Here is a 25,039-nt window from a genome sequence, read left to right as displayed (position 1 = left end):
AGTTAAATCAAATGCGTTTTTATTATTTAAAAAAAAGAATATCTACATATTCCTTCTATACTGCCCACCAACTTCAAACAATGCCGAAGTAATCTGACCTAAAGAACAAACTTTTGTAGCTTCCATTAAATGGTCGAATAAGTTTTCGTTTTTAATAGCCGCTTCTTGCAGTTTACTTAAATGCTCGTTTACTTTTGCTTCATGAAACTGGTGTAAATTATCCAGCATAGTGATTTGATATTGTTTTTCTTCTTCGGTTGCACGAATAACTTCTGCCGGAATTACCGTTGGTGAACCTTTTGAACTCAAGAACGTGTTTACACCCACAATTGGGAAATCTCCGTTGTGTTTCAACGTTTCGTAATACAAACTTTCTTCCTGAATTTTAGAACGTTGATACATCGTTTCCATTGCACCAAGAACTCCGCCGCGTTCTGTAATTCTGTCGAATTCTTGTAAAACTGCTGCTTCAACCAAATCAGTTAATTCTTCGATAATGAAGGAACCTTGAATTGGGTTTTCGTTTTTGGCTAAACCTAATTCTTTATTAATAATCAGCTGAATCGCCATTGCGCGACGCACAGATTCTTCTGTTGGCGTTGTAATCGCTTCGTCGTAAGCATTCGTGTGAAGCGAATTACAGTTGTCATAAATTGCGTATAAAGCCTGTAAAGTTGTTCTAATATCATTGAAATCAATTTCCTGCGCGTGTAAAGAACGTCCAGAAGTCTGAATATGATATTTCAACATTTGTGCTCTTTCGTTGGCTCCGTATTTGTTTTTCATAGCTTTTGCCCAAATTTTACGCGCCACACGACCAATTACAGAATATTCCGGATCTACTCCGTTAGAGAAGAAAAACGATAAGTTTGGTCCAAAATCGTTAATATTCATTCCGCGGCTCAAATAATATTCCACGTAAGTGAAACCATTAGAAAGCGTAAATGCCAATTGCGTAATTGGGTTTGCTCCTGCCTCGGCAATATGATATCCTGAAATCGAAACGGAATAGAAATTACGAACATTTTTAGTGATAAAATATTCCTGAACGTCTCCCATTAAACGCAAAGCAAATTCGGTTGAAAAAATACAAGTATTCTGCGCCTGATCTTCTTTTAAAATATCCGCCTGAACTGTTCCACGAACTTGCGATAGTGTTTTTACTTTTATCTCATTATAAACTTCCAAAGGTAAAACCTGATCTCCTGTAACGCCCAAAAGCATTAATCCTAAACCATTATTTCCTTCTGGTAAGTCGCCTTGGTATTTTGGTCTTTCAATACCTTTAGCTACATATATTTTGTTGATTTTTACCTCAACTTCTTTTTCTAATTCGTTGGCTTTAATGTACAATTCACATTGCTGATCGATTGCCGCATTCATAAAAAAGCCTAACAACATTGGCGCTGGCCCATTAATCGTCATACTTACAGATGTTAAAGCATGCACCAAGTCAAAACCTGAATACAACTTTTTAGCATCGTCTAAACAACAGATTGAAACTCCCGCATTTCCAATTTTTCCATAAATATCTGGACGTAAATCTGGATCGTTTCCGTATAAAGTAACACTGTCAAAAGCAGTCGAAAGTCTTTTTGCAGGCAATCCAGCACTTACATAATGAAAACGTTTATTGGTTCTTTCTGGTCCGCCTTCTCCCGCAAACATTCTCGACGGATCTTCGCCTTCTCGTTTAAACGGATACAATCCCGAAGCAAACGGAAATTCTCCAGGAACATTTTCCTGTAAATTCCAACGTAAAATATCTCCCCAGCCTTCATATTTAGGTAAAGCAATTTTCGGAATCTGTAAATGTGATAAACTTTCAGAATGTGTTGCAATCTTAATTTCTTTATCACGAACTTTAAAGGAGTAAACTGGATTTTTGTATTTAGCTACTTTTTCATCCCAATTCAGGATAATTTCCCAATTGTACGGATCTAGATCCATTTTTACTTTATCAAACTGATTTAGTAAAAGATTTAAAAAGATTCTGTTTTCATCTAATCCTTCGACTGCGCTCAGGATGACACTATCGTCATCAATTCCTGCTTTAGTAATTTGAGGAACTTTACCAGAAACAGATTCTATGGTTTTGAAAATTCCGTATAATTTCTGCGCTGTTTTTTGCTGCGAAACCGCAATCTCATCATAAGATCTATTATTCTCTGCAATTTCAGATAAATAACGTGTTCTGTGTGGCGGAATTACAAAGATTTTCTCGCTCATTTCTTTTGTAATCTCAAAAGTCGATTTCAAATCAGAATCGGTTTTTTCGACTACTTTATCCATAATCGCTTTATAAAGCGTGTTCATTCCTGGATCGTTAAACTGCGAAGCAATTGTTCCGAAAACAGGCATTTCGTCAGGATTTTTATCCCATAAATTATGGTTTCTTTGATATTGTTTTTTTACATCGCGTAAAGCATCAAGTGCGCCGCGTTTATCGAATTTATTTAAAGCTACTAAATCAGCAAAATCAAGCATATCGATTTTTTCCAATTGTGTTGCAGCTCCAAATTCTGGAGTCATTACATATAAAGAAACATCAGAATGATCCATAATCTCAGTATCAGACTGACCAATTCCTGAAGTTTCCAGAATAATCAAATCGTATTTTGCTGCTTTCAAAACCTGAATTGCTTCGGCAACATATTTCGACAATGCTAAATTAGATTGACGAGTTGCCAGCGAACGCATATATACACGAGGGTTATTTATAGCATTCATTCGGATTCTGTCTCCTAAAAGTGCTCCTCCAGTTTTTCTTTTTGATGGATCGACAGAAATTAATCCGATTGTTTTTTCAGGAAAATCAATTAAAAAACGACGTACTAATTCGTCTACCAAAGATGATTTTCCTGCTCCGCCCGTTCCTGTAATTCCTAAAACCGGAATTTTAGAATTGGCATTGCTTTCGTGAATTTTATCAAAAACAGGTTTTGCAATCTCAGGAAAATTCTCCGCTGCCGAAATTAATCGAGCAATTGCTGTTGGAACTTTATTTTCGATATGATCGATTTCTCTATTTAACTTATCTCCAATAGGAAAATCAGCTTGTTGAACCAAATCATTAATCATTCCTTGAAGTCCTAACGAACGTCCATCATCTGGTGCATAAATTCTGGTAATACCATATTCGTGTAATTCCGAAATTTCGCTTGGCAGAATTACACCACCGCCGCCGCCGAAAATCTTAATATGTCCTGCTCCTTTTTCGCGAAGCAAATCATACATATATTTAAAATACTCATTATGTCCGCCTTGGTAAGAAGTCATTGCAATTGCATTAGCATCTTCCTGAATTGCGGTATTAACCACTTCTTCGACACTGCGGTCGTGTCCTAAATGAATTACTTCGACTCCAGTTGACTGAATAATACGACGCATTATATTGATCGCAGCATCATGACCGTCAAAAAGAGAAGCAGCTGTGACAATTCTTACTTTATTTTTAGGAATATATGGTATTTGTTGTTCCATTTTATGAATATGATAATTTTAAGGGAGCAATTTACAAAATATTTTAATATTTGGTTACTGTAATAGCTTTATGTTAACAAAAAAAGATTCACTATTCTAAAACTACTAGGGTAACAATTTAAAACTCTTATTGATCTATACTATATAAACCTAAAACATGGCAATTTTGATAAATCCATATTTAATAAAGCAACTCATTTACAACATCTTAAAGTAATTTAGCAAGGTAGAAAAAGCCCCAAATTTTTACCAAACTTAAAAATCTAATTAGTAACGTAAAAATTTAAAAAAATGAAAACTACATATCACCTAAGTATAATTATTGCTCTTAGTTTTATTATCGTATCTTTTAATAAGTACGAAAATGTTGAGTCTAAGAATCATAAATCTAACGTATTGGCTTTTTACAATAATTCAGGTAATGATGATGTAAAAGACAATGTTTCAAACGAATTTTTCAAGAAATATACTGATTTAAAAAAGTATAAATCTGATGTCATGTCCTTATACAAAAATCGATCTCTTGGAACTATTTGGTACGACGAGAATGAGATCAATAAATTTGGTACTGTTTTATATGAAAAAGCAAAAAAAACAAACGATTTGGTTATTCCTTACCAAAAAGAAATAGACCAGCTTTTTGATTCTTCATCAGAAACCAATCTCTCTACAACCGATGCTGATATGCTTTTAAGTTCTTTATACATTGTGTATGCTCAAAAAAACAATTCAGATTCAAACAAAAAATTGTCTTATGATGCCATGTTGAAAGATTTTCTAAACTACAGTACAATCGAAAATGCAACAGCAAAAACGGAAGGTAATGGAAATCTTTATAATCAATATTATAAACTGCAAGGCGTTTTACAACAGTATAAAAAAATAGAAAAATCTAATAAATGGAAACCTATTACCACAGAAACTCCATATAAAGATTTACGTCCAGATGCGGTTTCAAACACAATTGCTCAAGTTAGAACACGTTTGTATTTATTGGGCGATTTAAAACAGGATTCTAAAAGTGATGTTTACGATCGTGAACTGATGGATGCTGTAATGAAATATAAAGTTCGTAATGGTTTTAAACCAAATTACATTCTGGCAGAAGAACATATTAAGGAAATGAATATTCCAATTTCGGATAAAGTAAAAACCTTGGTACTTAATATGGAAAGAGTTCGTTCTATTTCGGCTGAGCTGGTGAACAATGACGAATATATTATGGTAAATGTTCCGTCGTATGAATTGATTTACGTTAAAAACGGAAAAATTGAATTAACCTCAAGTGTATTTGTAGGTTCTCCTTTAACTAAAACTACCATTTTTAACGGTCAAATCGAAAGAATTGTTTTTAGTCCGTACTGGACTGTGCCGCAAAGTATAGTTGAAAATGAGTTAAAATTAAAAATAGCTGCCAATAAAAATTATCTTGCTGAGCATAATATGGAAATGGTAAACGGTCAGATACGACAAAAACCGGGACCTGAAAACTCTTTAGGTTTAGTTAAATTCATGTTCCCAAATCCAGACGATATTTATATGCACGACACACCATCTAAAACTTTATTCGATTTTGAAAAAAGAACTTTCAGTCATGGATGTATTAATGTAAAATTAGCTAAAGAATTAGCCGTTGCCATGCTGAAAGATTATCCTGAATGGACAAAAGAAAAAATAGACAGCGCAATGGCAGGAAAAGCAGAAAACAGTTTCAAACTTTCTAAAAAAGTACCAATTTATATCTGCTATTTTACTTCGCTTGTAAATGAAAACGGAGAAGTTGGCTTTTTTCAAGATGTTTACGAAAAAGATGCTGATTTAACTCCTGAAAAAACATCTGTTGCTGTAAACTAAATTTAATTTAAAAATTAAAAATCAATCGGAAATTCATTAAGTTGAGCTTCCGATTTTTCTTTATTTACTGGACACGCCGTAATATAATATTGCAAAATATACTCTTTGTTTTTAGTTTCCAAAGAATTAAAAAACAAACTATCAATGTACTAAAAGTCTATATTTTCTTTGGAAAATCTGCTTTATTAAGCTATTGTTTTTTTTGAATTAAAACATGTTTTTTACTGGTGCATTTAATAGTCGTATTCATATATTTGACAAAAATATTCTTATGAAAAAAATTGCCCTATTCTTATTGCTAACTGTAATCAGCAGTGCATCTTATGCTCAAAAAGCAGACACCAACAAGAAAAAAGTTAAGATAACGATTCCAAAATCTGACTTTTTCAAAAACATTAAAACATACAATATCATTGTTCAAGGAGACGATACTTGGAACGCAGATTATGCTGACAAGACCACAAAAACTTATGAGCATAATGTAGTAAAAAACACTATTGAAGATTACTCTAAAAAAGATGTATCAAACCCAGATGTTCGTGTTTTAATGGGTTACAAAGGATCAACTTACAAAAGAGCTGATAATGGTACTTATGTTTTAGACGGTGATTTTAAATATTTGGTTTTAGGAAAAAACAATGAAATCATATATGAAAAAGGCACAAATGCTAAAATGTATTCTGGAACTTACGTAAACGGAAAACCAAATCAAAGTTTAGCAAGTGATCTAAACAACATTGGATATAAATATCTTAATGATAATAATATCTTTACAACTGAAAAAGAACTTACATTAAACTACGGCGTATTCGAAAAAGCAGATGAATTTCCTGAGCTTATCGAGTTTAATACTAAAACAAATGAATTTTTAGACAAGATTGCAAGCAATTCTATAGACCAATCTTATCTTACAGAACTTGAAAAATTCTACTTGGGTTATGTGGGTAAAGAATACAAAAAATTAAAGCCAAAAGATTACAATAAAGTAATTTACTTAAACTTATCGCTGACACAATTGTTTCTTTTAAATTTCAACAAAGCTTTAGAATATCTTGAAACTGCAAAGCAAGGTGCAGGTATGATGAGTTTGTGGCCAGATGAAGCTAAAGCAAACATTGCAAGTTTAATGACGGTAAACCAAAATAACTTTACCGCAAAAGTTGAAAACCCAACATTTGACTCGGCTTACTATATCTATATTAACGGAACTGTTTCTCAAAACGGAAAAACACAAACTGGAAAACTTAAAACGGATCGATTTGCTAATCGTACAGAAGGAAGTATTCTAGCATCAAATGATCCAACTGAATCAAAAGTTTGGATCTATAAAGATAACGGTGAAACTGATTTTGTTGTAGTAAACGATAAAACAACTATTACTACGGATAAAGGATTAGAATTGAAATTTATTAAATATAATGGTGTTTTTATTTTAGTAGAAAAAACAGCAGATTCATCTTTTAAGAAATACGAATCTTCTGCAACTGAAATTTATGCAGAGAAAGACGGAAAGTTTGAACTAAAACAATAAGTTCATTTTTTTTTATATACCAACTAAAAAGATTCAACTAAAATGTTGAATCTTTTTTTTTGCAGTATTGTCGTCTCTTCTTTTCATCAAATTACTATCTCCAAGAAATTGAAAGCTGTTCTAATGTTAATTATAAAACAAATTGTTACAGCTCCTCAAATAAAATTGTGGCTTTATTTTTGAATAAGTAGTATTTTTGAAACTTAAATAAAAACCCTATAATGAAAAAGATTTTAATTCTGTCTCTCCTATTTTCTCTAAGTTCTCAGGCTCAGGTAAAAGAAACCTTATCTCAAAAAATATCAAAACTATCTACTAAAGTTTCAGGAGTTGGCGGCGTTGATATTGCATCTGGACTAAAAGAAGCTTTAAATAAAGGAATTACAGAACAAGTAAGTAAATTAACCGCCGTAGATGGTTTTTATAAAAATGAAGCTGTAAAAATTCTAATGCCCGAAGAACTGCAAAAAGTCGATGCAACTTTAAGAAGGGTCGGATTAAGTTCTCTTGCCGATGAAGGTGTTAAAATGCTGAATCGTGCTGCAGAAGATGCCGTGAAAGAAGCAACTCCAATCTTTGTTTCGGCAGTGAAAAATATGTCGATTACCGATGCAAAAAACATTTTACTGGGAAATGAAAGCGCTGCAACAACTTATTTACAAAGCAACACAACTAAATCTTTATACGGAAAATTTAATCCCGTAATTAAAAGCTCATTCGAAAAAGTGGGTGCCGATGTGGTGTGGAAAAACATTATAAATAAATACAACACAATCCCGCTTGTAAAAAAAGTAAATCCAGATTTAACTGACTATACAACAACTCAAGCTTTATCTGGTGTTTTTAAAATGATCGCTGTCGAAGAAAAAGATATTCGTACTAACATTAGCGCAAGAACAACGCCTTTATTGAAAAATGTTTTTGCAATGCAGGATAAAAAATAGTTTTTTTGTTTAACTGTTTAATCGTTTATTCGCGCAATCGAACAAACGATTAAACAGTTAAACAATTAACCGATTAAACCAAAAAACGAAATGCAAAAAATAACCATTCTGATTCATTGTAAAGACCAAAAAGGAATTATCGCTGCAGTGACAACTTTTATTGCTAAAGTTGAAGGAAATATCATTTACATTGATCAGCATGTCGATGTAGAACAAAATGTCTTTTTTATGCGATTGGAATGCGAATTGACCAATCCGAAAACTACAATTGAAGATTTTAAAACTGATTTTGATCAATCGATTGCCACTGATTTTAATATGTCTTGGGATTTGTACAATCAGGAACAAAAACCAAAAATGGCATTGTTTGTTTCTAAATACGATCACTGTTTATTTGATATTTTAGGACGTTACAGCGCTGGTGAATTAAACATTGAAATCCCGCTTATTATCAGTAATCATAATGATTTAAGATCAATTGCTGAGCGATTCGATATTCCGTTTCATTGCGTGCCTTTTACAAAAGACAATAAAGAAGAAGGCGAAGCCAAACAAATTGAACTTTTAAAAAGATATCAAATCAATTTTATTGTGTTAGCGCGCTATATGCAGATTATCACACCAAATTTGATTTCGCTTTACGAGAATAGAATCATAAATATTCACCATTCGTTTTTGCCTGCCTTTCCGGGTGCAAAACCATATCATTCGGCTTTTAAACGCGGTGTAAAAATTATTGGTGCAACAAGTCATTATGTTACCGAAGAATTAGATGAAGGACCAATTATCGAACAAGATATTGCAAGAGTTTCTCATATTCACTCTGTTGAAGATTTTATAATGAAAGGCCGCGATTTGGAACGTATTGTTCTTGCAAGAGCCATCAAACTGCATGCAGAGAGAAAAACAATGGTTTATAGTAATAAGACAGTTGTTTTTTCTTAAGGTTCAAAGAGGCAAAGGTTCAAAGGGACAAAGGTTTTTCTTTATAATAAAACAAACCCGACAGGTTTTAAAATCTGTCGGGTTTATCATTTTTTTACATTTTTACATATCAAACAAACCGGATTAAAGTCCGGCACAACAATATAAATCAAGCCGAAGGCTCTTTTAAAGTTCTGAAGAAAAAAATTATATTGTAGAGCTGGACTTCAGTCCAGTTTAAATAAAAGACAATAATAAAAAACCGACAGGTTTCAAAAACCTGTCGGGTTTATCATTTTTTTACATTTTTACATATCAAACAAACCGGATTAAAGTCCGACACAACAATATAGATCGAGCCGAAGGCTCTTTTAAAGTTCTGAAAAAAAATTATATTGTAGAGCTGGACTTCAGTCCAGTTTAAATAAAAGACAATAAAAAACAAACCCGACAGGTTTCAAAAACCTGCCAGGTTTATCATTTTTTTACATTTTTACATATCAAACAAACCGGATTAAAGTCCGACACAACAATATAGATCGAGCCGAAGGCTCTTTTAAAGTTCTGAAGAAAAAAATTATATTGTAGAGCTGGACTTCAGTCCAGTTTAAATAAAAGACATAAAAAAACAAACCCGACAGATTAAAAACCTGTCGGGTTAATTTTTAAAATCATGAAGCAAACCTTTGAACCTTTGCCTCTTTGAACCTTTGCCTCTTTGAACCTCAGAACCTTTGCTCCTTTTTTTAACGAACCACAATCGACAATCTTGGATCATCAAAAGCGTCTACTTCAGCCATTGTTAAACCAAGAGCGTTTGCAACTCCTTCTCCATATGCTGGATCTGCTTTGAAACAGTTTCTGATGTGGCGAATCTGAATAAACTTTTGAGCACCTCCTACTTGTCCCGCAGTATTTTTAAACAACAATTGTTTCTTTTCTGGAGTTAACAGGTTGAATAATAATCCTGGCTGCGTGAAATAATCATTATCATCATCTCTAAAATTATATGCCCATGCATCGCCGTGAAGTTTCAATGGCGGCTCTTTAAATTCTGGCTGTTCTTGCAATTCACCAAAACTATTTGGTTCATAATGTTTTTTCGATCCGTTATTTCCATCAACACGCATTGCTCCGTCTCTATGGAAAGTATTATAAGGACATCTTGATGAGTTTACAGGAATTTGAAAATTATTTACTCCTAAACGATATCTATGTGCATCTCCGTAAGAAAACAAACGAGCTTGCAGCATTTTATCTGGTGAGAAACTAATTCCAGGAACAACATGCGCCGGATTAAATGCGGCTTGTTCTACTTCGGCAAAATAGTTTTCTGGATTTTTATTCAATTCAAATTCTCCAACTGGAATCAATGGAAAATCACCTTTCAACCAAACTTTAGTCAAATCAAAAGGATGAAAACGATAATTAGCAGCTTGTTCTTCGGTCATAATTTGAACAAACAATTTCCATTTCGGAAAGTTTCCTTCTTCAATAGCATCAAACAAATCACGCTGGTGGCTTTCTCTGTCTCCTCCTACTAATTTTGCAGCTTCTTCATCAGAAAGGTTATCAATTCCTTGCTGCGTTACAAAATGAAATTTCACGTAATGTCTTTCATTTTGTTTGTTTATAAAACTAAAAGTATGACTTCCAAAACCGTGCATTTGTCTGTACGATCTCGGAATACCTCTATCACTCATTACTATTGTAACCTGATGTAAAGCTTCTGGCAGTAAAGTCCAAAAATCCCAATTGTTATCAGCACTTCTCAAATTGGTTTTTGGATCACGTTTTACAGCATGATTTAAATCAGGAAATTTCATTGGATCACGGAAAAAGAATACAGGCGTATTGTTTCCTACTAAATCCCAGTTTCCTTCGTTTGTATAAAATTTCAAAGCAAAACCTCGAATATCTCTTTCTGCATCTGCAGCACCTCTTTCTCCAGCAACTGTAGAAAAACGAGCAAACATCTCTGTTTTTTTACCAATTTCCGAAAACAAATCGGCTCTGGTATATTTAGTAATATCGTGAGTTACTGTAAAAGTTCCGTAAGCACCAGAACCTTTAGCATGCATTCGTCGTTCTGGAATAACCTCACGATCAAAATGCGCCATCTTTTCTAAAAACCAAAAATCTTGTAACAAAACTGGTCCGCGAGGGCCCGCAGTTTGAATGTTTTGATTGTCTGGAACGGGAGTTCCAGTAGCAGTTGTTAATTTTTTGTTTGATTCCATATTGCTGATATTTAATGTTTTATCAAATATACGAACTTATCCTTAGTATATTAATAATCAAAATTGATTGTTATTATATTTTAATAATAAAAAACTATATAACGTTACAGAAAGCTCAAAATCAATGTCTAAAAAATCTTAACGTATGTCCAACAAAGTAATAACAAAACCTTAACAGCAAAGCATCCATATATACCTGATCTTTGTAGTGTAATAAACTGGTTATTTATTATTTTGGTTTTGGTTAGTTAAATGATGCCGGCGTCTTCGAGATGCCGGCATTCTTTTTTGGGGTAAATTCCAAATAAAAAAATCTCAAATCCCAATTTAAACAAGTTTGCATTTTTGAATTTAGAATTTGAAAATATTGGATTTTTAAATTAAGACATTAACTTATATTCAACAAAGTAATAACAAGACCTTAACACCATAATATTGATATATGTCGGACATTTGTAATGTAATAAACTGGTTATTTATTATTTTGGTTTTGGTTAGTTAAATAATGCCGGCGTCTTCGAGATGTCGGCATTTTTTTTTGTTTTATTTTGTTTCTTCCAAAAGCTCGAGAGAAACAAACCATCAATTTGGATACAACAATTAGAGATTTGGCTACTTCGAAAAAATAATAACGCTAGATCTTTGCCTTATCAATTTTAATCTAATACAAAAATTATGAGTGCAATAAAAGAAATGAATTTGGGAACTCAAGGATTAATTATTCCTAACATCGGTTTAGGCTGTATGGGAATGAGCCAAATTGCAGGAAACGATATTTATGGTAAAGCGGACGAAACTGAATCTATAAAAACAATTCACCGTTCACTTGAATTAGGCGGTAACTTTTTAGACACAGCAGATTTATACGGTCCGCTGGCAAATGAAAGACTAATTTCAAAAGCGATAAAAGGAAATCGTAATGCTTACAAAATTGCTACAAAATTTGGCTTTGAAATTAACGACAACGAAGAGCTTACCTGGCAGTTTAATGGCAAAAAGGAATATGTCAAAAAAGCTGTAGAGCGTTCTCTTAAAAATCTTGGAACAGATTATATCGATTTGTATTATTTACACCGCGTTGATCCTAATACTCCAATAGAAGAAACAGTTCAAGCAATGTCAGATTTAGTAAAAGAAGGAAAGGTTGGATATATTGGTCTTTCTGAAGTTTCTTCTGAAACAATTAAAAAAGCGCACAAGATTCATCCTCTAACTGCAGTTCAAAGTGAATATTCTCTTTTTGAAAGAAGCATTGAAGAAGACGGAATTATAAAAACATTAGAAGAACTTCAAATTGGCGTAGTTGCGTATTCTCCTTTAGGAAGAGGATTTATTTCGGGTGAAATACAACATCCTGAAGACTTACCCGAAAATGACTTTAGAAGATCAATTCCTCGTTTTCAAGGAGAGCAATTTTACAAAAACATTGAACTTTTAAATGAAATAAATGGTATTGCTCACGAAAGAAAAATTACAGCCTCACAATTGGCGTTAGCATGGATCGCTTCTAAAGGCTTTTTAGCAATTCCGGGTACAAAACGAGTAAAATATGTTGAACAGAATATTGAAGCGGCACAACTTGTCCTGACTACTGAAGAATTGAATAGATTGGAAAGTATTATACCAATAGGAACAATTACTGGAAATCGTTATGATGAAGCTGGAATGAAATCTGTTAATCTATAGGAACTCAGAAAAAAATCTACAGGAAAAGTTATCTTTACAAGAGCTTTTCCTGTATTAAACCTAAAGCCATGAAGAAAGAAGATCATACTCCGCATACTATAAGTTCTATTTCGGAATTACATCAATTGTTAGAAATTTCAAAACCAGATCATCCTTTGGTAAGTTTTGTAAATCTGAAAGATATAAATTGTCATTTTGATAACAATCTAAAGAGCGTCATTTACAGCTTTTATACGATTTCGATTAAAAAAGGATTTAAGGGAAAAATGAGATACGGTCAAAACTATTATGATTTTGATGAAGGTGTTATGACATTTATGGGACCAGGTCAAATTATTTCTACAGAAGTTCCAATGGATACAACTATAAATGGCTCAATGCTGGTGATTCATCCTGATTTTATTCAGAGTTATCCTTTAGCAAAAAAAATTAAAGAGTATGGTTATTTCTCTTATGCCGTTAATGAAGCACTACATCTTTCTGAAAAAGAAGAAACAATGATTACTGGAATTATGAAAAATATCGAACAAGAATATCTTTCATCTATAGATGCTTTCAGTCAAGATGTAATGGTTTCACATATTGAACTGCTTCTTAATTACTGCAATCGTTTTTACAACCGGCAGTTTATTACCCGAAAAAATGCAAACAACACGCTTTTAAACAAATTAGAGATTCTTCTTTCTGAATATTTTGAAAGTGATAAAGTCCAAAAATTAGGTTTGCCAACTGTAGCTTACATTTCAGAACAATTAAATGTTACGCCAAATTATCTTAGTGATATGTTACGCTCATTGACAGGACAAAGTACACAGCATCATATTCACAATAAAATTATTGAAAAGGCTAAAGAACTCCTTACCACGACTTCACTAAGTGTGAGTGAAACTGCATATAAATTAGGTTTCGAATATCCGCAGTCGTTTAATAAATTATTTAAAAGCAAGACCAACGTTTCGCCTTTAGAATTTAGAAGCTCTTTTAATTAATTTTTCAATCGTTCGTGAAGTAATTTAAAATACGCGAAAGCCTTTAATAATCGGCTGCCGTGCCAAGAGAACATTTCTCCGTCAACGAAGATTGTTTTAGCATGATGCGTAAACCTTCCAATTTCAAAAGCGTCTTCTTCTTTAAAAGGATAAGGTTCTGATGAAAGAAAAACAACATCTGGATCGCCTTCCAGACGCATTTTTTTAAGTTCGATTTCAGGATAACGTCCTTTATCTTCGTAGATATTCTGAAAATGATTTAGTTTCAGCAATTCATTTATATAAGTATCATTTCCGGCGACCATATATGGATTTTTCCAAATAAAATACGCCGCTTTTTTTACTTCAATATCCTGAATATATTTTTTGAAATCGCTCAAGGCGAAAGTTAACTTGTCGTTCCACTTTTGCGATTCAGTTCTGCAATTGAAGATTTTACCGAAATCTGAAATCATCTGAAAATTATCTTCTATAGAAACAATATTGGTAACCCAAACCGGGCAAATTTCTTGCAGCTGATTTACTATTTCTTCTGTATTCTCCTCTTTATTACAAATGATAATATCAGGCTGTAAAAGTTTTATTTTTTCAAAATGAATTTTCTTAGTACCGCCGACAATCTTCTTAGTAGATTTTAAATGATACGGATGAACACAAAATTTTGTGATTCCGATTATTTTATCTTCTAAACCCAAATCATAAAGCAATTCAGTTTGAGATGGAACCAGCGAAATAATTCGTTTGGGAGCTGTTTCAAAAAAATGAACGGTTCCTATTTGATCTGTTAGTTGTTTCATGTTTAAAATTTCAAGTTGGATTGCGTTTTCTATCACAGAGTTACGCAAAGTTTTTTACCTCGAATTGCACAAACTTTCACTAATTTAACTTCGTGCAATTCGCGGCGAACAATTTTAAACCTCAAACTTTAAACGAATAATCTCTTCCATTTCTTTTTGAACTGATAAAGCTTCTTCTCTAGCCTTTTCAGCAAAGTCGGTTCCTTTAGAAGCATATATAATTGCTCTTGCGGAGTTTACCAATAAACCAATTTTATCGTTCATTCCGTATTTGCATACTTCAGACAAACTTCCGCCTTGAGCGCCAATTCCTGGAACTAACAAAAAGCTGTCTGGAACAATTTTTCTGATATCAGCAAAATATTCTGCTTTTGTAGCGCCAACAACGTACATTAAATTTTCACTGTTTTTCCATTTTTTAGAAGTCTCTAAAACTTGTTTGTATAATTCTGTCCCGTTTGTGTTTAAAGTCTGAAAATCGAAAGCACCTTCGTTAGAAGTTAAAGCTAACATAATAGTATGTTTATTTTCGAAAGCTAGAAACGGCTCAACAGAATCTTTTCCCATATAAGGAGCAACAGTTACACTATCAAAATTTAAATCTTCAAAAAAAGCTTTGGCATACATGCTCGAAGTATTTCCAATATCGCCGCGTTTAGCATCGGCAATTGTAAAAATCTCTGGATGCTTTTCGTTGATGTAATTGATTGTTTTTTGCAATGACATCCATCCTTTTATTCCGTATGCTTCAAAAAAAGCAGTATTTGGTTTGTAGCCAACTGTTAAATCATGAGTGGCATCGATTATCGCTTTATTAAATTCAAAAATTGGATCTTCTGTTTCTAATAAATGCGCTGGAATTTTATTTAAATCAGGATCTAAGCCAACGCATAAAAATGATTTTTTTTGAAGAATTTGTTCGTGTAGTTGTTGTGTTGTCATATTACATTTTAAGAGTGTTGCAAAATTACAAATAATATTAGTTTTTGTTTCAGGTTTTAGGTTTGAAGTTTCAGGTTAATTCTTTGCCACGAATTTCACAAATTTCACGAATAGAATTTTTGTTAATAAAATTTGTGCAACTCGCAGCAAAAAAACTTCACGTTTCGCCCTTCGACTTCGCTCAGGGTAACAATGTAATTGCTTAAAATTTTAAATTTTAATTATCTAATTGTCCTATTATCTAATTAACATTGAATTCTTATAACAACTGCAAAAAATTATGTAAGAAAAAAGAAGCTATTCTTTTTAATTTTGAAAGGAACTCTAAAAAAACAGACCGTTATGACCCCAAATATTGGAATATCAACAAAAAATTTAAAAAAAAGTACAAGTATATTAGCGACTATTTTATCTAATGAAATGATTCTTTATGTAAAAACCAGAAAATTTCATTGGAACATTTCGGGAAATAGTTTTATGGAATTACATAAATTGTTTGAAGAGCAATACCGAATTTTAGAAGCTCAAATCGATGAAGTTGCAGAACGCATCAATCAGCTTGGCGAGAAAACAATCGGGACAATGAAAGAGTTTATAGAAAATTCAACGCTTAAAGAATCTCCAAAGGAATATGCGTCGCAAAAACATATGCTTGAGGAACTTCTAGAAAATCACGAACAGTTGGTAACTGAATTTCGATCTTATATTCCGATTTTTGAAGACGAAGCCAATGATGCCGGCTCTGCAGATTTTGTGACGAACTTATTGCAGGAACATGAAAAAATGGCTTGGATTCTGCGTCGCTATCAAGTTTAAAAAAAGCTTGAAATGTGAATTATGCAACGATTTCCAAAATAAATATAACACGAAACTCAATATTAATAGGCAACTTTACCATGTAAAAAGGACCCCACATTCTATTTACAGAAATAAAAAGGCTTGGTTGAATAAAACAGAATCTGAAGTATTAAAATGCTTTTCTGACCGTTGATGATTTAATTTTTGCTAAAGATAAAAGTTGCGACGTACCAAAAACTTTAGCAAATACAGGAAAAAAAGAATTTTATCAAATCCTGTCAGAATTATGAAACTTTCTTATTCGATCAGAAGTACCGTCTAGTAGCAAAATATTAGACGGTATTTTTTTGAAAATTTAGTTTTTATACGTTAATATTTCCTTAATACAACGAGTAAGAAAGACTATAAGCCAAAATAAATTAATTATCTTTAACCAAATTTGTATAAAATGAAACTGTTTATAAAGTTTGACATTAACACCATTTGCTCTCTTTATCTGAAGCAAAATCTCGAGCAGCAAAATATAAATTTTACTACTTTGGGTTTTGGAGAAATCGAAGTTGATGATAGTCTAGATTCTGATGCACTCGAAGCTTTAAAAAACAATTTAAGCCCTTGCGGATTTGAAGTTGTTGAAAATCAAAAAAGTGTTTTAGTTCAAAAAATTAAAGATGCTATAATTGAGCTTGTTTTCATGGAAGACAATAACAATTATAAAAGTTCCGTTTTCTTAGCAGAAAAACTAAATCATAGCTACGGATATTTATCGAACGTTTTCTCTGAAGTGACTTATTCTTCTATTGAAAACTTCATCATTTTACAAAAAATTGAAAGAGCAAAACAGTTAATTATTATTAACGAAATGAGCTTAACAGAAATCGCGTTCTTATTAAATTATTCAAGTGTTGCACATTTAAGCACACAATTTAAAAACACAACCGGCATTACGCCATCAGCTTTTCAGCGAATAATTAAGAAACGAAGAGAAAATTTAAAACAAAACTAAATACCACATAAAAATGCAAAACGCATTACATATTTTACTTGCAGATGATGATGAAGATGATCGTCTTTTTTTTAAGGATGCTTTCGAAGAAGTAAAAGTACAAACCAACGTAAATTTTGTTCATGACGGAATGCAGTTAATGGATCATTTGATGAACCCAAATACTAAAATTCCAGATATTTTATTTCTCGATTTGAATATGCCTAAAAAAACAGGAAAAGAATGTTTGATCGAAATCAAAAAAACAGAACATCTTAAAAACATTATTATCGCCATTTATTCAACTTCATCATCTGAAGAAGATATTGAAGATACTTTTATTCAAGGTGCCAATATTTACATTAAAAAACCAAGCGATTTTAATACGCTTAAAAAAATAATTAACGAAGTTGTGACTGTAAACTGGCACTATCATACATCAGGATTAAATCGTGATAATTTTTTACTGCGTCTAAAATAATTGTACATCAATGAAATGGATCCCAAATTTTAATTCTTCAAACTCTTTGAGAGTTATTTTTGTAATCGCAGTTTTCATTCTGTTATTTCTTTCCTCTATTGCATACAAGCACAATCAAGATTTAAACGAATCGAGTAAGCTTGTTATGCATACTTATGAGATAAATATTCAGCTGGAGCGTTTAATGTCGGCGATTAAAGATGCCGAAACGGGTCAGCGAGGTTATATTATTACTAGAAATGCACGATTTTTAACACCTTATATTTATTCGCGTGATAAAGTAAACACTTCCTTTATCACGTTACGAAAATTAACGGCTGATAATCCTGTACAGCAGGAAAACCTTCGTAAACTTTTTAAGCTAATTATTCAACGTTTCGTTTCGTTTGAAAACTGCTTAAAATACAGCGATCCTAAAACATACGATAAACGCAGACTTGACAATCATATGTTTGGCGGTCGAATCCTGATGGAAAACATTCGTTTTAAGGTTGACGAAATGAATGATATGGAGAAAAAATACTTAAACAAAAGGCTGAAAATCTATGATGCCGAAATATCTTTAAGTCCGCTTTTTTCTATTTCATTATTCTTAGTCGCTATGAGCTTTATTTTACTGGCTTACAGACAAATAAGCAAAGATTTCGAGCGTTTGAAAATTTTCAATAAGAAACTCTTAATTTCCAGCGGTTTAATAGCTCAATCTGAAACAATTGGTAAATTCAGCACGTGGCAATGGGATTTAGACTCCAATAAAATCGATTATTCTGATAATCAATTTCGATTATTAGGTTATGAGCCAGGTTCATTTGTACCTGAAAAAGATACTTTTTTAAATTTTGTTCATCCTGATGATAAAGAAACGGTTGCTAATTCTATTGAAGGAATCATAAACAACGGACGTCTTCCTTTTGTTTATTATAAAATCTTACTTCCAAGCCGCGAAGTCCGATATTTTAAGTCAACAGGAAAATTATTAACGGATCAACAGGGAAGTAAAATTTTACTGGGAATCAATTTTGATATTACTGATGAGCATCTGTTGAATATCGAATTACAGGAACGTAATAAAGAATTAGAAAAAAGCAATAAAGAACTGGCTTCTTTTAACCATGTTGCCAGTCATGATTTGCAGGAACCATTGAGGAAAATCCAAACTTTTATTTCGAGAATTTCTGATGCTGACAAGGCTGTAATGTCTCAAAGCGCCAATGATTACATTACTAAAATTCAGATTTCGGCCAAAAGAATGCGTGTTTTAATTGATGATCTGCTTTTATTTTCAAGAACAAATACGACTAAAAAAGAGTTTATAAAATCGCAGTTAAATGAATTGCTTCAAAATGCTGAAGCTGAATTAACAGAAATTATCGAGGATAAAAAAGCGGTTATTACGGTTTCAAAACTGCCAAAATTATCTGTGATTCCGTATCAAATAGAACAGCTTTTTATCAATTTAATTGGAAATTCATTAAAGTACAGCAAACCTAATGTTACTCCCGAAATTGTAATTGAGAGCACTAAAGTACTTTCTGAAGATTATCCTGAATTGCTGGATCAAAATGTAAAAAAATACCACAAGATTACTTTTACGGATAATGGAATGGGATTTGATCCTCAATTTAAAGACACTATTTTTATATTATTTCAACGTTTACATTCAAAAACAGATTATCCTGGAACCGGAATTGGTTTGGCAATCTGTAAAAAAATTGTCGACAATCATAAAGGCTTTATTATGGCAGACAGCGAGCCGGATAAGGGTTCGGTTTTTACCATTTTTCTTCCTGATTAATCTTTCAAAAAACACAACTTAAAGCACTGCGAAATAACGTTATATAATTTCTTTATGGGAATTATATAACGTTTCTTTTTTATGGTGTAAAGCAAAATACACTATTCCTCGCCAACTTTGTAATATAATACTTTATGAAGTAATAATGAGAGCAATACCTATACTAAAGGGAGCATTTTTTAAAGTGTGTTTTTTTTTGATTATCATTTGTGTTTCATCATGCAAAAAAAATAATCCAATTGAAACGACATTGAAGAAAAATGAAACTTTTGCAAAAAATGAAAAGGAAGAAACGGAAGCCTTTTTTTTTATAGCTACTGCTAATGTAAGTAAAGCAATTATTTCAAAAAGTAAGATTGCACAACAAAAAAGTTCAGAAAGTTCAATAGCAATTTTGAGTTTGAAAATCGAAAGACAGCAAAATCGGTTATTAGAAGATGTAAATGAATTAGCGACTAAAAGGCTCATTATTATATCCGAAATAGATGCGCCGCATCGAAGAGACACTTACAATCTGGTTAACGTAAATGCTTTTGATTTTGACACTGTTTATTTAAAGTTGATGAAACAATATTTGGAAGAACAAATCGAATTACTGGAATCGATCTCTAAAGAAACAAATGACAAAACTATTTTAAAATTAGTATTGACCTATTTACCTGAACAATTTGATCTTTTAAGAGAAACGGAACTCAACCTGAAAAAAGAAATAAACTAATAGTTTGCCATTTTATTGGCAGCTATTTTAATAATGAAGATATAAATACTAAAGACTTTTTAAAGGCTGGAAACGTAAAAAATGAACCCTTTTTAAATTAAATATATTAATCACTAAAATTCAATTATTATGAAAACGAGTAACACCATTTTAGGAATTGTTGGAGCTGCTGCGGCAGGAGCATTATTAGGAGTATTATTTGCACCAGATAAAGGCTCAAATACTAGAAAAAAAATCAAAGATAAATCAAGAGACTACGGCGATAATATCAAACATAAATTTGACGGCGTTGTACACACAATCACTTCAAACGGTAAAGAGATTATTCAAGAAGGAAAAGCAAAGTTTAATGAAGCAAAAGAAGACTTTAATGCTTTAAAAGACGAAGCTAAATCTGCAAAATCAAATTACTAAAAGTGATTCTTTCAAACCATAAATACCAATATCATGGAACCAAATGCAACAACAAATGAGGACCTAAATCTTTATGAAAAAGCCGAAAATTATACCAAAACGAGTTTAGAATTACTAAAACTTAAAACGGTATCGTCTGTGGCAGATGTAGTTTCAACACTCACATCAAAGATTGCGGTTGCGGTTGTTGTTGCATTTTTTTCCTTGTTTCTAAATATTGGTATTAGTTTATGGATTGGAAAAGAACTTGGAGAATATTATTATGGCTTTTTTATTATGGCACTTTTTTATTTAATTGTCGCCATTGTGATTCACAAAATGCACCATACTTTAATTAAAACTCCAATTGGAAATACAATTGTTTCCAGTATTCTAAAAGAAACTAAAAACTGATTTATTCCATTAATAACTAAAAAAGACTACTATGGAGGCTATTTACACTATTGATGAATTGAATCAGAAAATACAACAGCTCGAAAACAGACAAGGTACTGAATGGCATTCTATTAAAGAAGAAATCGAGGATATTAAAGATAACTTAAAACCCATTAATCTAATTAGGAATACGGTTGAAGAAATCAATGAAACAATTGGTTTCAAAAGTCATTTGGCGCAATCAGCGATTAGTATTGGAATTGGTTTTCTAGCTAAAAAACTCGTAGTAGGAAAAACCCCTTCAACATTTAAAAGCATCTTCGGATCATTGTTGCAGCTTGTTGTAACCAATTTAGTTTCGAAACCACATGAACCCTCACGTGAAACAGCAAAAGAGGAATCATGACATAATGAACCATCATAAAGAGTGATTGTCTAACTTAATACATATGATTATGGAAAAGTTAAATGAAATAATAATCAAAAATAGTGTGAACATCTACTCTACCCTATATAAATGTTTTGAATTTACAAGAGTATTTTTAGGTATCTAACTTGTTTATACGTTTTAAATTATAACAAATGATTAAACGGTTAATACATCACTATAGTTAAGGTGCTAAGATTCTTAGGCTTTAAGGTACTGAGATTCTAAGTTTTTTTCTTAAAAACTTAAACTTATCTTAACCCAAAAGCGCGAGTTTCACAAAAGTGAAACTCGCGCTTTTTTATTCTCTAAAATACATCTCAGGAAAAAAAAAGCCTTTGTGCCTCTACACCTTTGCACCTTTGCACCTCAAAAAAAAACCTCAGAACCTGAGTATCTCAGCCCCTTTAATTATAATTTTGATAAATAGGAAATTTCAAGCCCACATAAAGGTTGCAACCTTTAGAATTGTTTGAAAATAAATTGCTGATTAATGATCCTGAACCTATAAATAATGGGCCGGCTCTAAAACCAGTTCCAACTTGCGTTCCGCCATATTCCATCCAAGTCACAGGAACGTAAAAACTAAATTTTCCGTCTTCAAATCTAGGCGTAAATGTAACCGAATTGGCAATTGCAGTTCCGTTTGTTTTTTTAGCATCAACCAATCCAAAATCTCCGCTTAAATTCAGATAAAACTTATTATTAATATTCCAGTCAAAATTGGTGTGTAAAGCAGTTGGTAAATTGGCCTGCATTCCTTTTCGTGATGCTGTTTTTACATAATTGGCATCAAAGAATTCAAAAATATTATCGGCATTATCAATATCATCCTGCGTAACTCTTCCTGACAAATCGTACGTGTTCTCGACCATATTTTTATAATTAAGCTTTCCAATATCTGTTATAGAAACTGCAGTTTTAAACTTATATCGATTTCCTCTGCAAGTATGGCAATTGGTACGATATTCATAAGTAAATCCTAAATCAACGCCCACACCAGCCGAAGTTCCATCAAACTTAGGATCATTACCATTTTGATAGTCATAACTTGCCGCTGTTTTTAATGTTCCCGTTGAGTAATATTCACTCAAAGCCGGATTTACATTGTTTTTATTAAAAGCAACACTCAAATTATTTCCGTTGATGTAACCATTTACTCCTGCCAGCAAGTATTTCAGCGTAACACCGCCTTTTATAAAATGTTCTTCTTCATCAAGTAAAACTGTACCATAACTGGCTCCAATCTCTGCCCACGAATTGGTAACAGCATTTGGATTTCCTCCAGTTATTAAAAAACTATTTGAAACATCTAGATCTTTATTTACCTCATCAACAAGTTGACCATTTACATCGACAACATTGGTTACACTTCGAACACGCGTAAAAAGTGCAACGCTGTGAGCGGGAGTAATATTGAACATAACGGACGGACCTAAAATATCGACATTAAAATTCCCTTTATTATTCGCTTTAATATTCTTCTTTCCGTCTCTTTGCAAATCAAAACTGCCATCTAAAATCTCGGCAAAATTAACTCCATACAAATCATTCTGTCCGGTTGCACTAGCCGAAAACACATTAATATCAACTTTGTATTTAGAATCGACCACAGCCGACGGGTTAAATAACACACCTTGAATTCCTGCATAATTATCATCCCGAAATCCAAAATACGATTGTCCTTGGACATAAAAAAAGCTTCCAAAGAAGCAAAATAATAGTAAAGTTCTCTTCATAAATTAGTTTTAAACAATTGGTTAGTTACACCTTTTATGGTTGAAAAGGCACACAAATATTAAAAGAAAAATGTTAAAAAAAAACTTTTTTTCTAACGAACAAAGAGCCAAAGATGCAGAAAATCAAAGGTTTTAAGATTTTTCTTAGAATTGAGAAAAACCAAAATATTGCTCATGATTGAAACTATGCAAGATATTTCGGGAGCTGTATTACGGGAAATGATTTGTAAAAAATTGGTTATGAAAAATGAATTGTAAATACATTGCGTCCCAATGGTTGAAATCATTGGCTATATACAAATAAGAATTACTCGATTTATTACAAAAAAAAAGCCGAACATATTGTTCGACTTTTAATATAGTATAAGTTCAAAGAGAGAAAACCTTAAAACCTCTGCATCTTTGTACCTCTGTACCTTTTTTAACCTCAGATTAAAAAACCTCCGAAGCTTCTTTCAATTTCTCCATATTGTTAACCAACTGAAGCTCGGCAACAATTTTATGAATATCACCATTCATGATATTTCCTAAATCGTAAAGAGTTAAACCAACACGGTGATCAGTTACACGACCTTGCGCATAGTTGTACGTACGAATTTTAGCCGAACGGTCACCAGAACTAACCTGAGAAGTACGTTTTGTAGCATCTTCCGCTTCTTTCTTAGCCAATTCCATTTCGTACAAACGAGAACGTAAAACCGTTAACGCTTTATCTTTATTTTTATGCTGCGATTTCTGATCTTGACATTGCGCCACTAATCCTGTTGGAATGTGCGTTAAACGTACTGCCGATTTCGTAGTATTCACCGATTGTCCTCCAGGTCCTGACGAACAGAAGAAATCTACACGAACATCGTTCATATCAATTTGTACATCAAACTCTTCTGCTTCTGGTAAAACCATAACAGTAGCTGCCGATGTATGCACACGACCTTGCGTTTCTGTTTGAGGAACACGTTGTACACGGTGAACACCTGCTTCAAACTTTAAAGTTCCGTAAACATCCTCACCCGAAACCTCAAAAATAACCTCTTTGAAACCTCCAGAAGTTCCTTCGTTCATATCTACAACCGAAGTTCTCCAACCTTGAGATTCACAATATTTAGTATACATTCTGAATAAATCTCCTGCAAAAATACTTGCTTCGTCTCCACCCGTTCCCGCGCGAATCTCCACCATTACATTTTTAGCATCTTCAGGATCTTTAGGAATCAACATAAATTTGATTTCCTCCTCTAGCTGCGGCAAACGCTCTTTGGCTTCGTCTAGCTGCATTTTGGCCATTTCAACCATATCTGCATCGCTTCCGTCAGCAATAATTTCGTTTGCTTCGTCAATATTTGCTAAAACAAGAATGTATTCTTCTCTCTTTTCAACCAAAGCTTTTATGCTTTTATATTCTTGGTTGAGTTGCACATAACGTTTTTGATCAGCAATTACATCCGGCTGAATAATCAAATCCGAAATCTCATCAAAACGCTGCTTTACATATTGAAGTCTATCTAACATTTTCTAATTCCTTTTATTGGACTGCAAAATTACAAAATTTTTGTGGAAAATTCTAGTGGTTATTTTTTGGGAATTTTGACAAGAGAATTTTGAGTTTTTTTGTCGTAAATCAGGTGTTTTTACTTGGTGATAAATTTAAATTAAATGCGATGTTTGTTTTTATAACTAAATTACCACTTACATAAAAAAAGCACCTGTGCTCTTAGGGCTAGGGCAATTGATTTAAAGAGATGTTTTACGGTTTCCTGCAAATTTCAGAAGTTTAATATAGTTATGTTTATAATGATTATTTTATAATCGTTTTTCACGCTTAATTCATTCATTTGAAATAATAAAAAACTAGAGAAATATTCGTGTCTTTTCAATTTTAAGTAGATTATAAAAACTTTATTATACACATATTAAGTG

The 25,039-nt window shown here is 32.5% G+C and carries 20 protein-coding genes; 14 read left to right on the top strand and 6 right to left on the bottom strand.

From position 1 onward, the window contains the following. Positions 1-42: 42 nt before the first annotated feature. On the bottom strand, positions 43-3,483 hold the full coding sequence (locus B0A81_RS02240; protein ID WP_089056511.1) for a methylmalonyl-CoA mutase family protein: 3,441 nt from the start codon (positions 3,481-3,483) through the stop codon (positions 43-45). Between the two features lie 291 nt (positions 3,484-3,774). On the opposite strand from B0A81_RS02240, the gene B0A81_RS02235 reads away from it, so the two are divergent. The 4 genes from B0A81_RS02235 to purU all read left to right on the top strand — a co-directional run bounded on the left by B0A81_RS02235 (position 3,775) and on the right by purU (position 8,757). After that, a complete protein-coding gene (locus tag B0A81_RS02235) occupies positions 3,775-5,337 on the top strand; it encodes a L,D-transpeptidase family protein (RefSeq protein ID WP_089056510.1) in 1,563 nt (520 codons plus the stop codon). A gap of 271 nt (positions 5,338-5,608) precedes the next feature. Further along, positions 5,609-6,868 carry a hypothetical protein gene (locus B0A81_RS02230; protein ID WP_123922148.1) on the top strand — a complete coding sequence of 420 codons (1,260 nt, stop codon included), beginning with the start codon at positions 5,609-5,611 and terminating at the stop codon, positions 6,866-6,868. Positions 6,869-7,089: 221 nt separating this feature from the next. Continuing rightward, entirely contained in the window at positions 7,090-7,812 is a 723-nt protein-coding gene (locus B0A81_RS02225; RefSeq protein WP_089056508.1) for a DUF4197 domain-containing protein, read from the top strand. 90 nt (positions 7,813-7,902) lie between these two features. Beyond that, positions 7,903-8,757, top strand: a complete 855-nt coding sequence (purU, locus tag B0A81_RS02220; protein WP_089056507.1) for a formyltetrahydrofolate deformylase — start codon at positions 7,903-7,905, stop codon at positions 8,755-8,757. A gap of 725 nt (positions 8,758-9,482) precedes the next feature. Here the strand turns inward: purU and B0A81_RS02215 are convergent. Beyond that, positions 9,483-10,976 (bottom strand): catalase, encoded by a 1,494-nt coding sequence (locus tag B0A81_RS02215; RefSeq protein WP_089056506.1) that lies wholly within the window; start codon positions 10,974-10,976, stop codon positions 9,483-9,485. A 675-nt stretch (positions 10,977-11,651) separates the two neighbouring features. On the opposite strand from B0A81_RS02215, the gene B0A81_RS02210 reads away from it, so the two are divergent. Further along, positions 11,652-12,662: an aldo/keto reductase gene (locus tag B0A81_RS02210; RefSeq protein ID WP_089056505.1), complete on the top strand. Its 1,011-nt coding sequence runs from the start codon at positions 11,652-11,654 to the stop codon at positions 12,660-12,662. A 68-nt stretch (positions 12,663-12,730) separates the two neighbouring features. Then, on the top strand, positions 12,731-13,651 hold the full coding sequence (locus B0A81_RS02205) for a helix-turn-helix domain-containing protein (RefSeq protein WP_089056504.1): 921 nt from the start codon (positions 12,731-12,733) through the stop codon (positions 13,649-13,651). On the opposite strand, the gene B0A81_RS02200 is transcribed toward B0A81_RS02205, so the two are convergent. Both B0A81_RS02200 and pyrF read right to left on the bottom strand, forming a co-directional pair. Beyond that, positions 13,648-14,448, bottom strand: coding sequence for an ABC transporter substrate-binding protein (locus tag B0A81_RS02200; protein WP_089056651.1), 801 nt, complete (start codon positions 14,446-14,448; stop codon positions 13,648-13,650). The two genes, B0A81_RS02205 and B0A81_RS02200, sit on opposite strands and share 4 nt — an antisense overlap. A 114-nt stretch (positions 14,449-14,562) precedes the next feature. After that, on the bottom strand, positions 14,563-15,390 hold the full coding sequence (pyrF, locus tag B0A81_RS02195) for an orotidine-5'-phosphate decarboxylase (protein ID WP_089056503.1): 828 nt from the start codon (positions 15,388-15,390) through the stop codon (positions 14,563-14,565). 342 nt (positions 15,391-15,732) lie between these two features. Between pyrF and B0A81_RS02190 the strand changes: the two genes are divergently transcribed. From B0A81_RS02190 to B0A81_RS02155, 8 genes are all read left to right on the top strand, one after another. After that, on the top strand, positions 15,733-16,206 hold the full coding sequence (locus B0A81_RS02190; protein ID WP_089056502.1) for a Dps family protein: 474 nt from the start codon (positions 15,733-15,735) through the stop codon (positions 16,204-16,206). Between the two features lie 430 nt (positions 16,207-16,636). After that, complete coding sequence (locus tag B0A81_RS02185) at positions 16,637-17,194, top strand: helix-turn-helix domain-containing protein (RefSeq protein ID WP_089055193.1); 558 nt, start codon at positions 16,637-16,639, stop codon at positions 17,192-17,194. Between the two features lie 13 nt (positions 17,195-17,207). Beyond that, positions 17,208-17,654, top strand: coding sequence for a response regulator (locus tag B0A81_RS02180; protein WP_089056501.1), 447 nt, complete (start codon positions 17,208-17,210; stop codon positions 17,652-17,654). 10 nt (positions 17,655-17,664) lie between these two features. After that, the gene (locus tag B0A81_RS02175; RefSeq protein ID WP_089056500.1) at positions 17,665-19,449 is read left to right on the top strand and encodes a sensor histidine kinase; all 1,785 of its coding nucleotides are present in this window, start codon (positions 17,665-17,667) and stop codon (positions 19,447-19,449) included. Positions 19,450-19,645: 196 nt separating this feature from the next. Continuing rightward, positions 19,646-20,167: a DUF4142 domain-containing protein gene (locus B0A81_RS02170; protein ID WP_244281236.1), complete on the top strand. Its 522-nt coding sequence runs from the start codon at positions 19,646-19,648 to the stop codon at positions 20,165-20,167. A gap of 129 nt (positions 20,168-20,296) precedes the next feature. After that, positions 20,297-20,581, top strand: a complete 285-nt coding sequence (locus B0A81_RS02165; RefSeq protein ID WP_089056498.1) for a YtxH domain-containing protein — start codon at positions 20,297-20,299, stop codon at positions 20,579-20,581. 33 nt (positions 20,582-20,614) lie between these two features. Next, positions 20,615-20,974, top strand: a complete 360-nt coding sequence (locus B0A81_RS02160; RefSeq protein WP_089056497.1) for a hypothetical protein — start codon at positions 20,615-20,617, stop codon at positions 20,972-20,974. 31 nt (positions 20,975-21,005) lie between these two features. Next, entirely contained in the window at positions 21,006-21,362 is a 357-nt protein-coding gene (locus B0A81_RS02155; protein WP_089056496.1) for a hypothetical protein, read from the top strand. Positions 21,363-21,790: 428 nt separating this feature from the next. On the opposite strand, the gene B0A81_RS02150 is transcribed toward B0A81_RS02155, so the two are convergent. Both B0A81_RS02150 and prfA read right to left on the bottom strand, forming a co-directional pair. Continuing rightward, positions 21,791-23,122 (bottom strand): DUF5723 family protein, encoded by a 1,332-nt coding sequence (locus tag B0A81_RS02150; protein ID WP_089056495.1) that lies wholly within the window; start codon positions 23,120-23,122, stop codon positions 21,791-21,793. A 432-nt stretch (positions 23,123-23,554) separates the two neighbouring features. Further along, complete coding sequence (prfA, locus tag B0A81_RS02145) at positions 23,555-24,631, bottom strand: peptide chain release factor 1 (RefSeq protein WP_089056494.1); 1,077 nt, start codon at positions 24,629-24,631, stop codon at positions 23,555-23,557. Positions 24,632-25,039: the final 408 nt, after the last annotated feature.

It is taken from the genome of Flavobacterium plurextorum (genome assembly GCF_002217395.1).
In the GTDB taxonomy this organism is placed as follows: Bacteria; Bacteroidota; Bacteroidia; order Flavobacteriales; family Flavobacteriaceae; genus Flavobacterium; species Flavobacterium plurextorum.
This window is presented reverse-complemented; position numbering and strand designations above follow the sequence as displayed.

Bases quoted from the DNA above. Each gene is read 5' to 3' on its own strand.
- B0A81_RS02210 (WP_089056505.1), top strand. From the start codon at position 11,652: ATGAGTGCAATAAAAGAAATGAATTTGGGAACTCAAGGATTAATTATT.
- B0A81_RS02160 (WP_089056497.1), top strand. From the start codon at position 20,615: ATGGAACCAAATGCAACAACAAATGAGGACCTAAATCTTTATGAAAAA.
- B0A81_RS02185 (WP_089055193.1), top strand. From the start codon at position 16,637: ATGAAACTGTTTATAAAGTTTGACATTAACACCATTTGCTCTCTTTAT.
- B0A81_RS02205 (WP_089056504.1), top strand. From the start codon at position 12,731: ATGAAGAAAGAAGATCATACTCCGCATACTATAAGTTCTATTTCGGAA.
- B0A81_RS02165 (WP_089056498.1), top strand. From the start codon at position 20,297: ATGAAAACGAGTAACACCATTTTAGGAATTGTTGGAGCTGCTGCGGCA.
- B0A81_RS02235 (WP_089056510.1), top strand. From the start codon at position 3,775: ATGAAAACTACATATCACCTAAGTATAATTATTGCTCTTAGTTTTATT.
- B0A81_RS02200 (WP_089056651.1), bottom strand. From the start codon at position 14,448: ATGAAACAACTAACAGATCAAATAGGAACCGTTCATTTTTTTGAAACA.
- B0A81_RS02150 (WP_089056495.1), bottom strand. From the start codon at position 23,122: ATGAAGAGAACTTTACTATTATTTTGCTTCTTTGGAAGCTTTTTTTAT.
- B0A81_RS02215 (WP_089056506.1), bottom strand. From the start codon at position 10,976: ATGGAATCAAACAAAAAATTAACAACTGCTACTGGAACTCCCGTTCCA.
- B0A81_RS02225 (WP_089056508.1), top strand. From the start codon at position 7,090: ATGAAAAAGATTTTAATTCTGTCTCTCCTATTTTCTCTAAGTTCTCAG.
- B0A81_RS02180 (WP_089056501.1), top strand. From the start codon at position 17,208: ATGCAAAACGCATTACATATTTTACTTGCAGATGATGATGAAGATGAT.
- B0A81_RS02155 (WP_089056496.1), top strand. From the start codon at position 21,006: ATGGAGGCTATTTACACTATTGATGAATTGAATCAGAAAATACAACAG.
- B0A81_RS02190 (WP_089056502.1), top strand. From the start codon at position 15,733: ATGACCCCAAATATTGGAATATCAACAAAAAATTTAAAAAAAAGTACA.
- B0A81_RS02175 (WP_089056500.1), top strand. From the start codon at position 17,665: ATGAAATGGATCCCAAATTTTAATTCTTCAAACTCTTTGAGAGTTATT.
- pyrF (WP_089056503.1), bottom strand. From the start codon at position 15,390: ATGACAACACAACAACTACACGAACAAATTCTTCAAAAAAAATCATTT.
- B0A81_RS02230 (WP_123922148.1), top strand. From the start codon at position 5,609: ATGAAAAAAATTGCCCTATTCTTATTGCTAACTGTAATCAGCAGTGCA.
- purU (WP_089056507.1), top strand. From the start codon at position 7,903: ATGCAAAAAATAACCATTCTGATTCATTGTAAAGACCAAAAAGGAATT.
- prfA (WP_089056494.1), bottom strand. From the start codon at position 24,631: ATGTTAGATAGACTTCAATATGTAAAGCAGCGTTTTGATGAGATTTCG.
- B0A81_RS02240 (WP_089056511.1), bottom strand. From the start codon at position 3,483: ATGGAACAACAAATACCATATATTCCTAAAAATAAAGTAAGAATTGTC.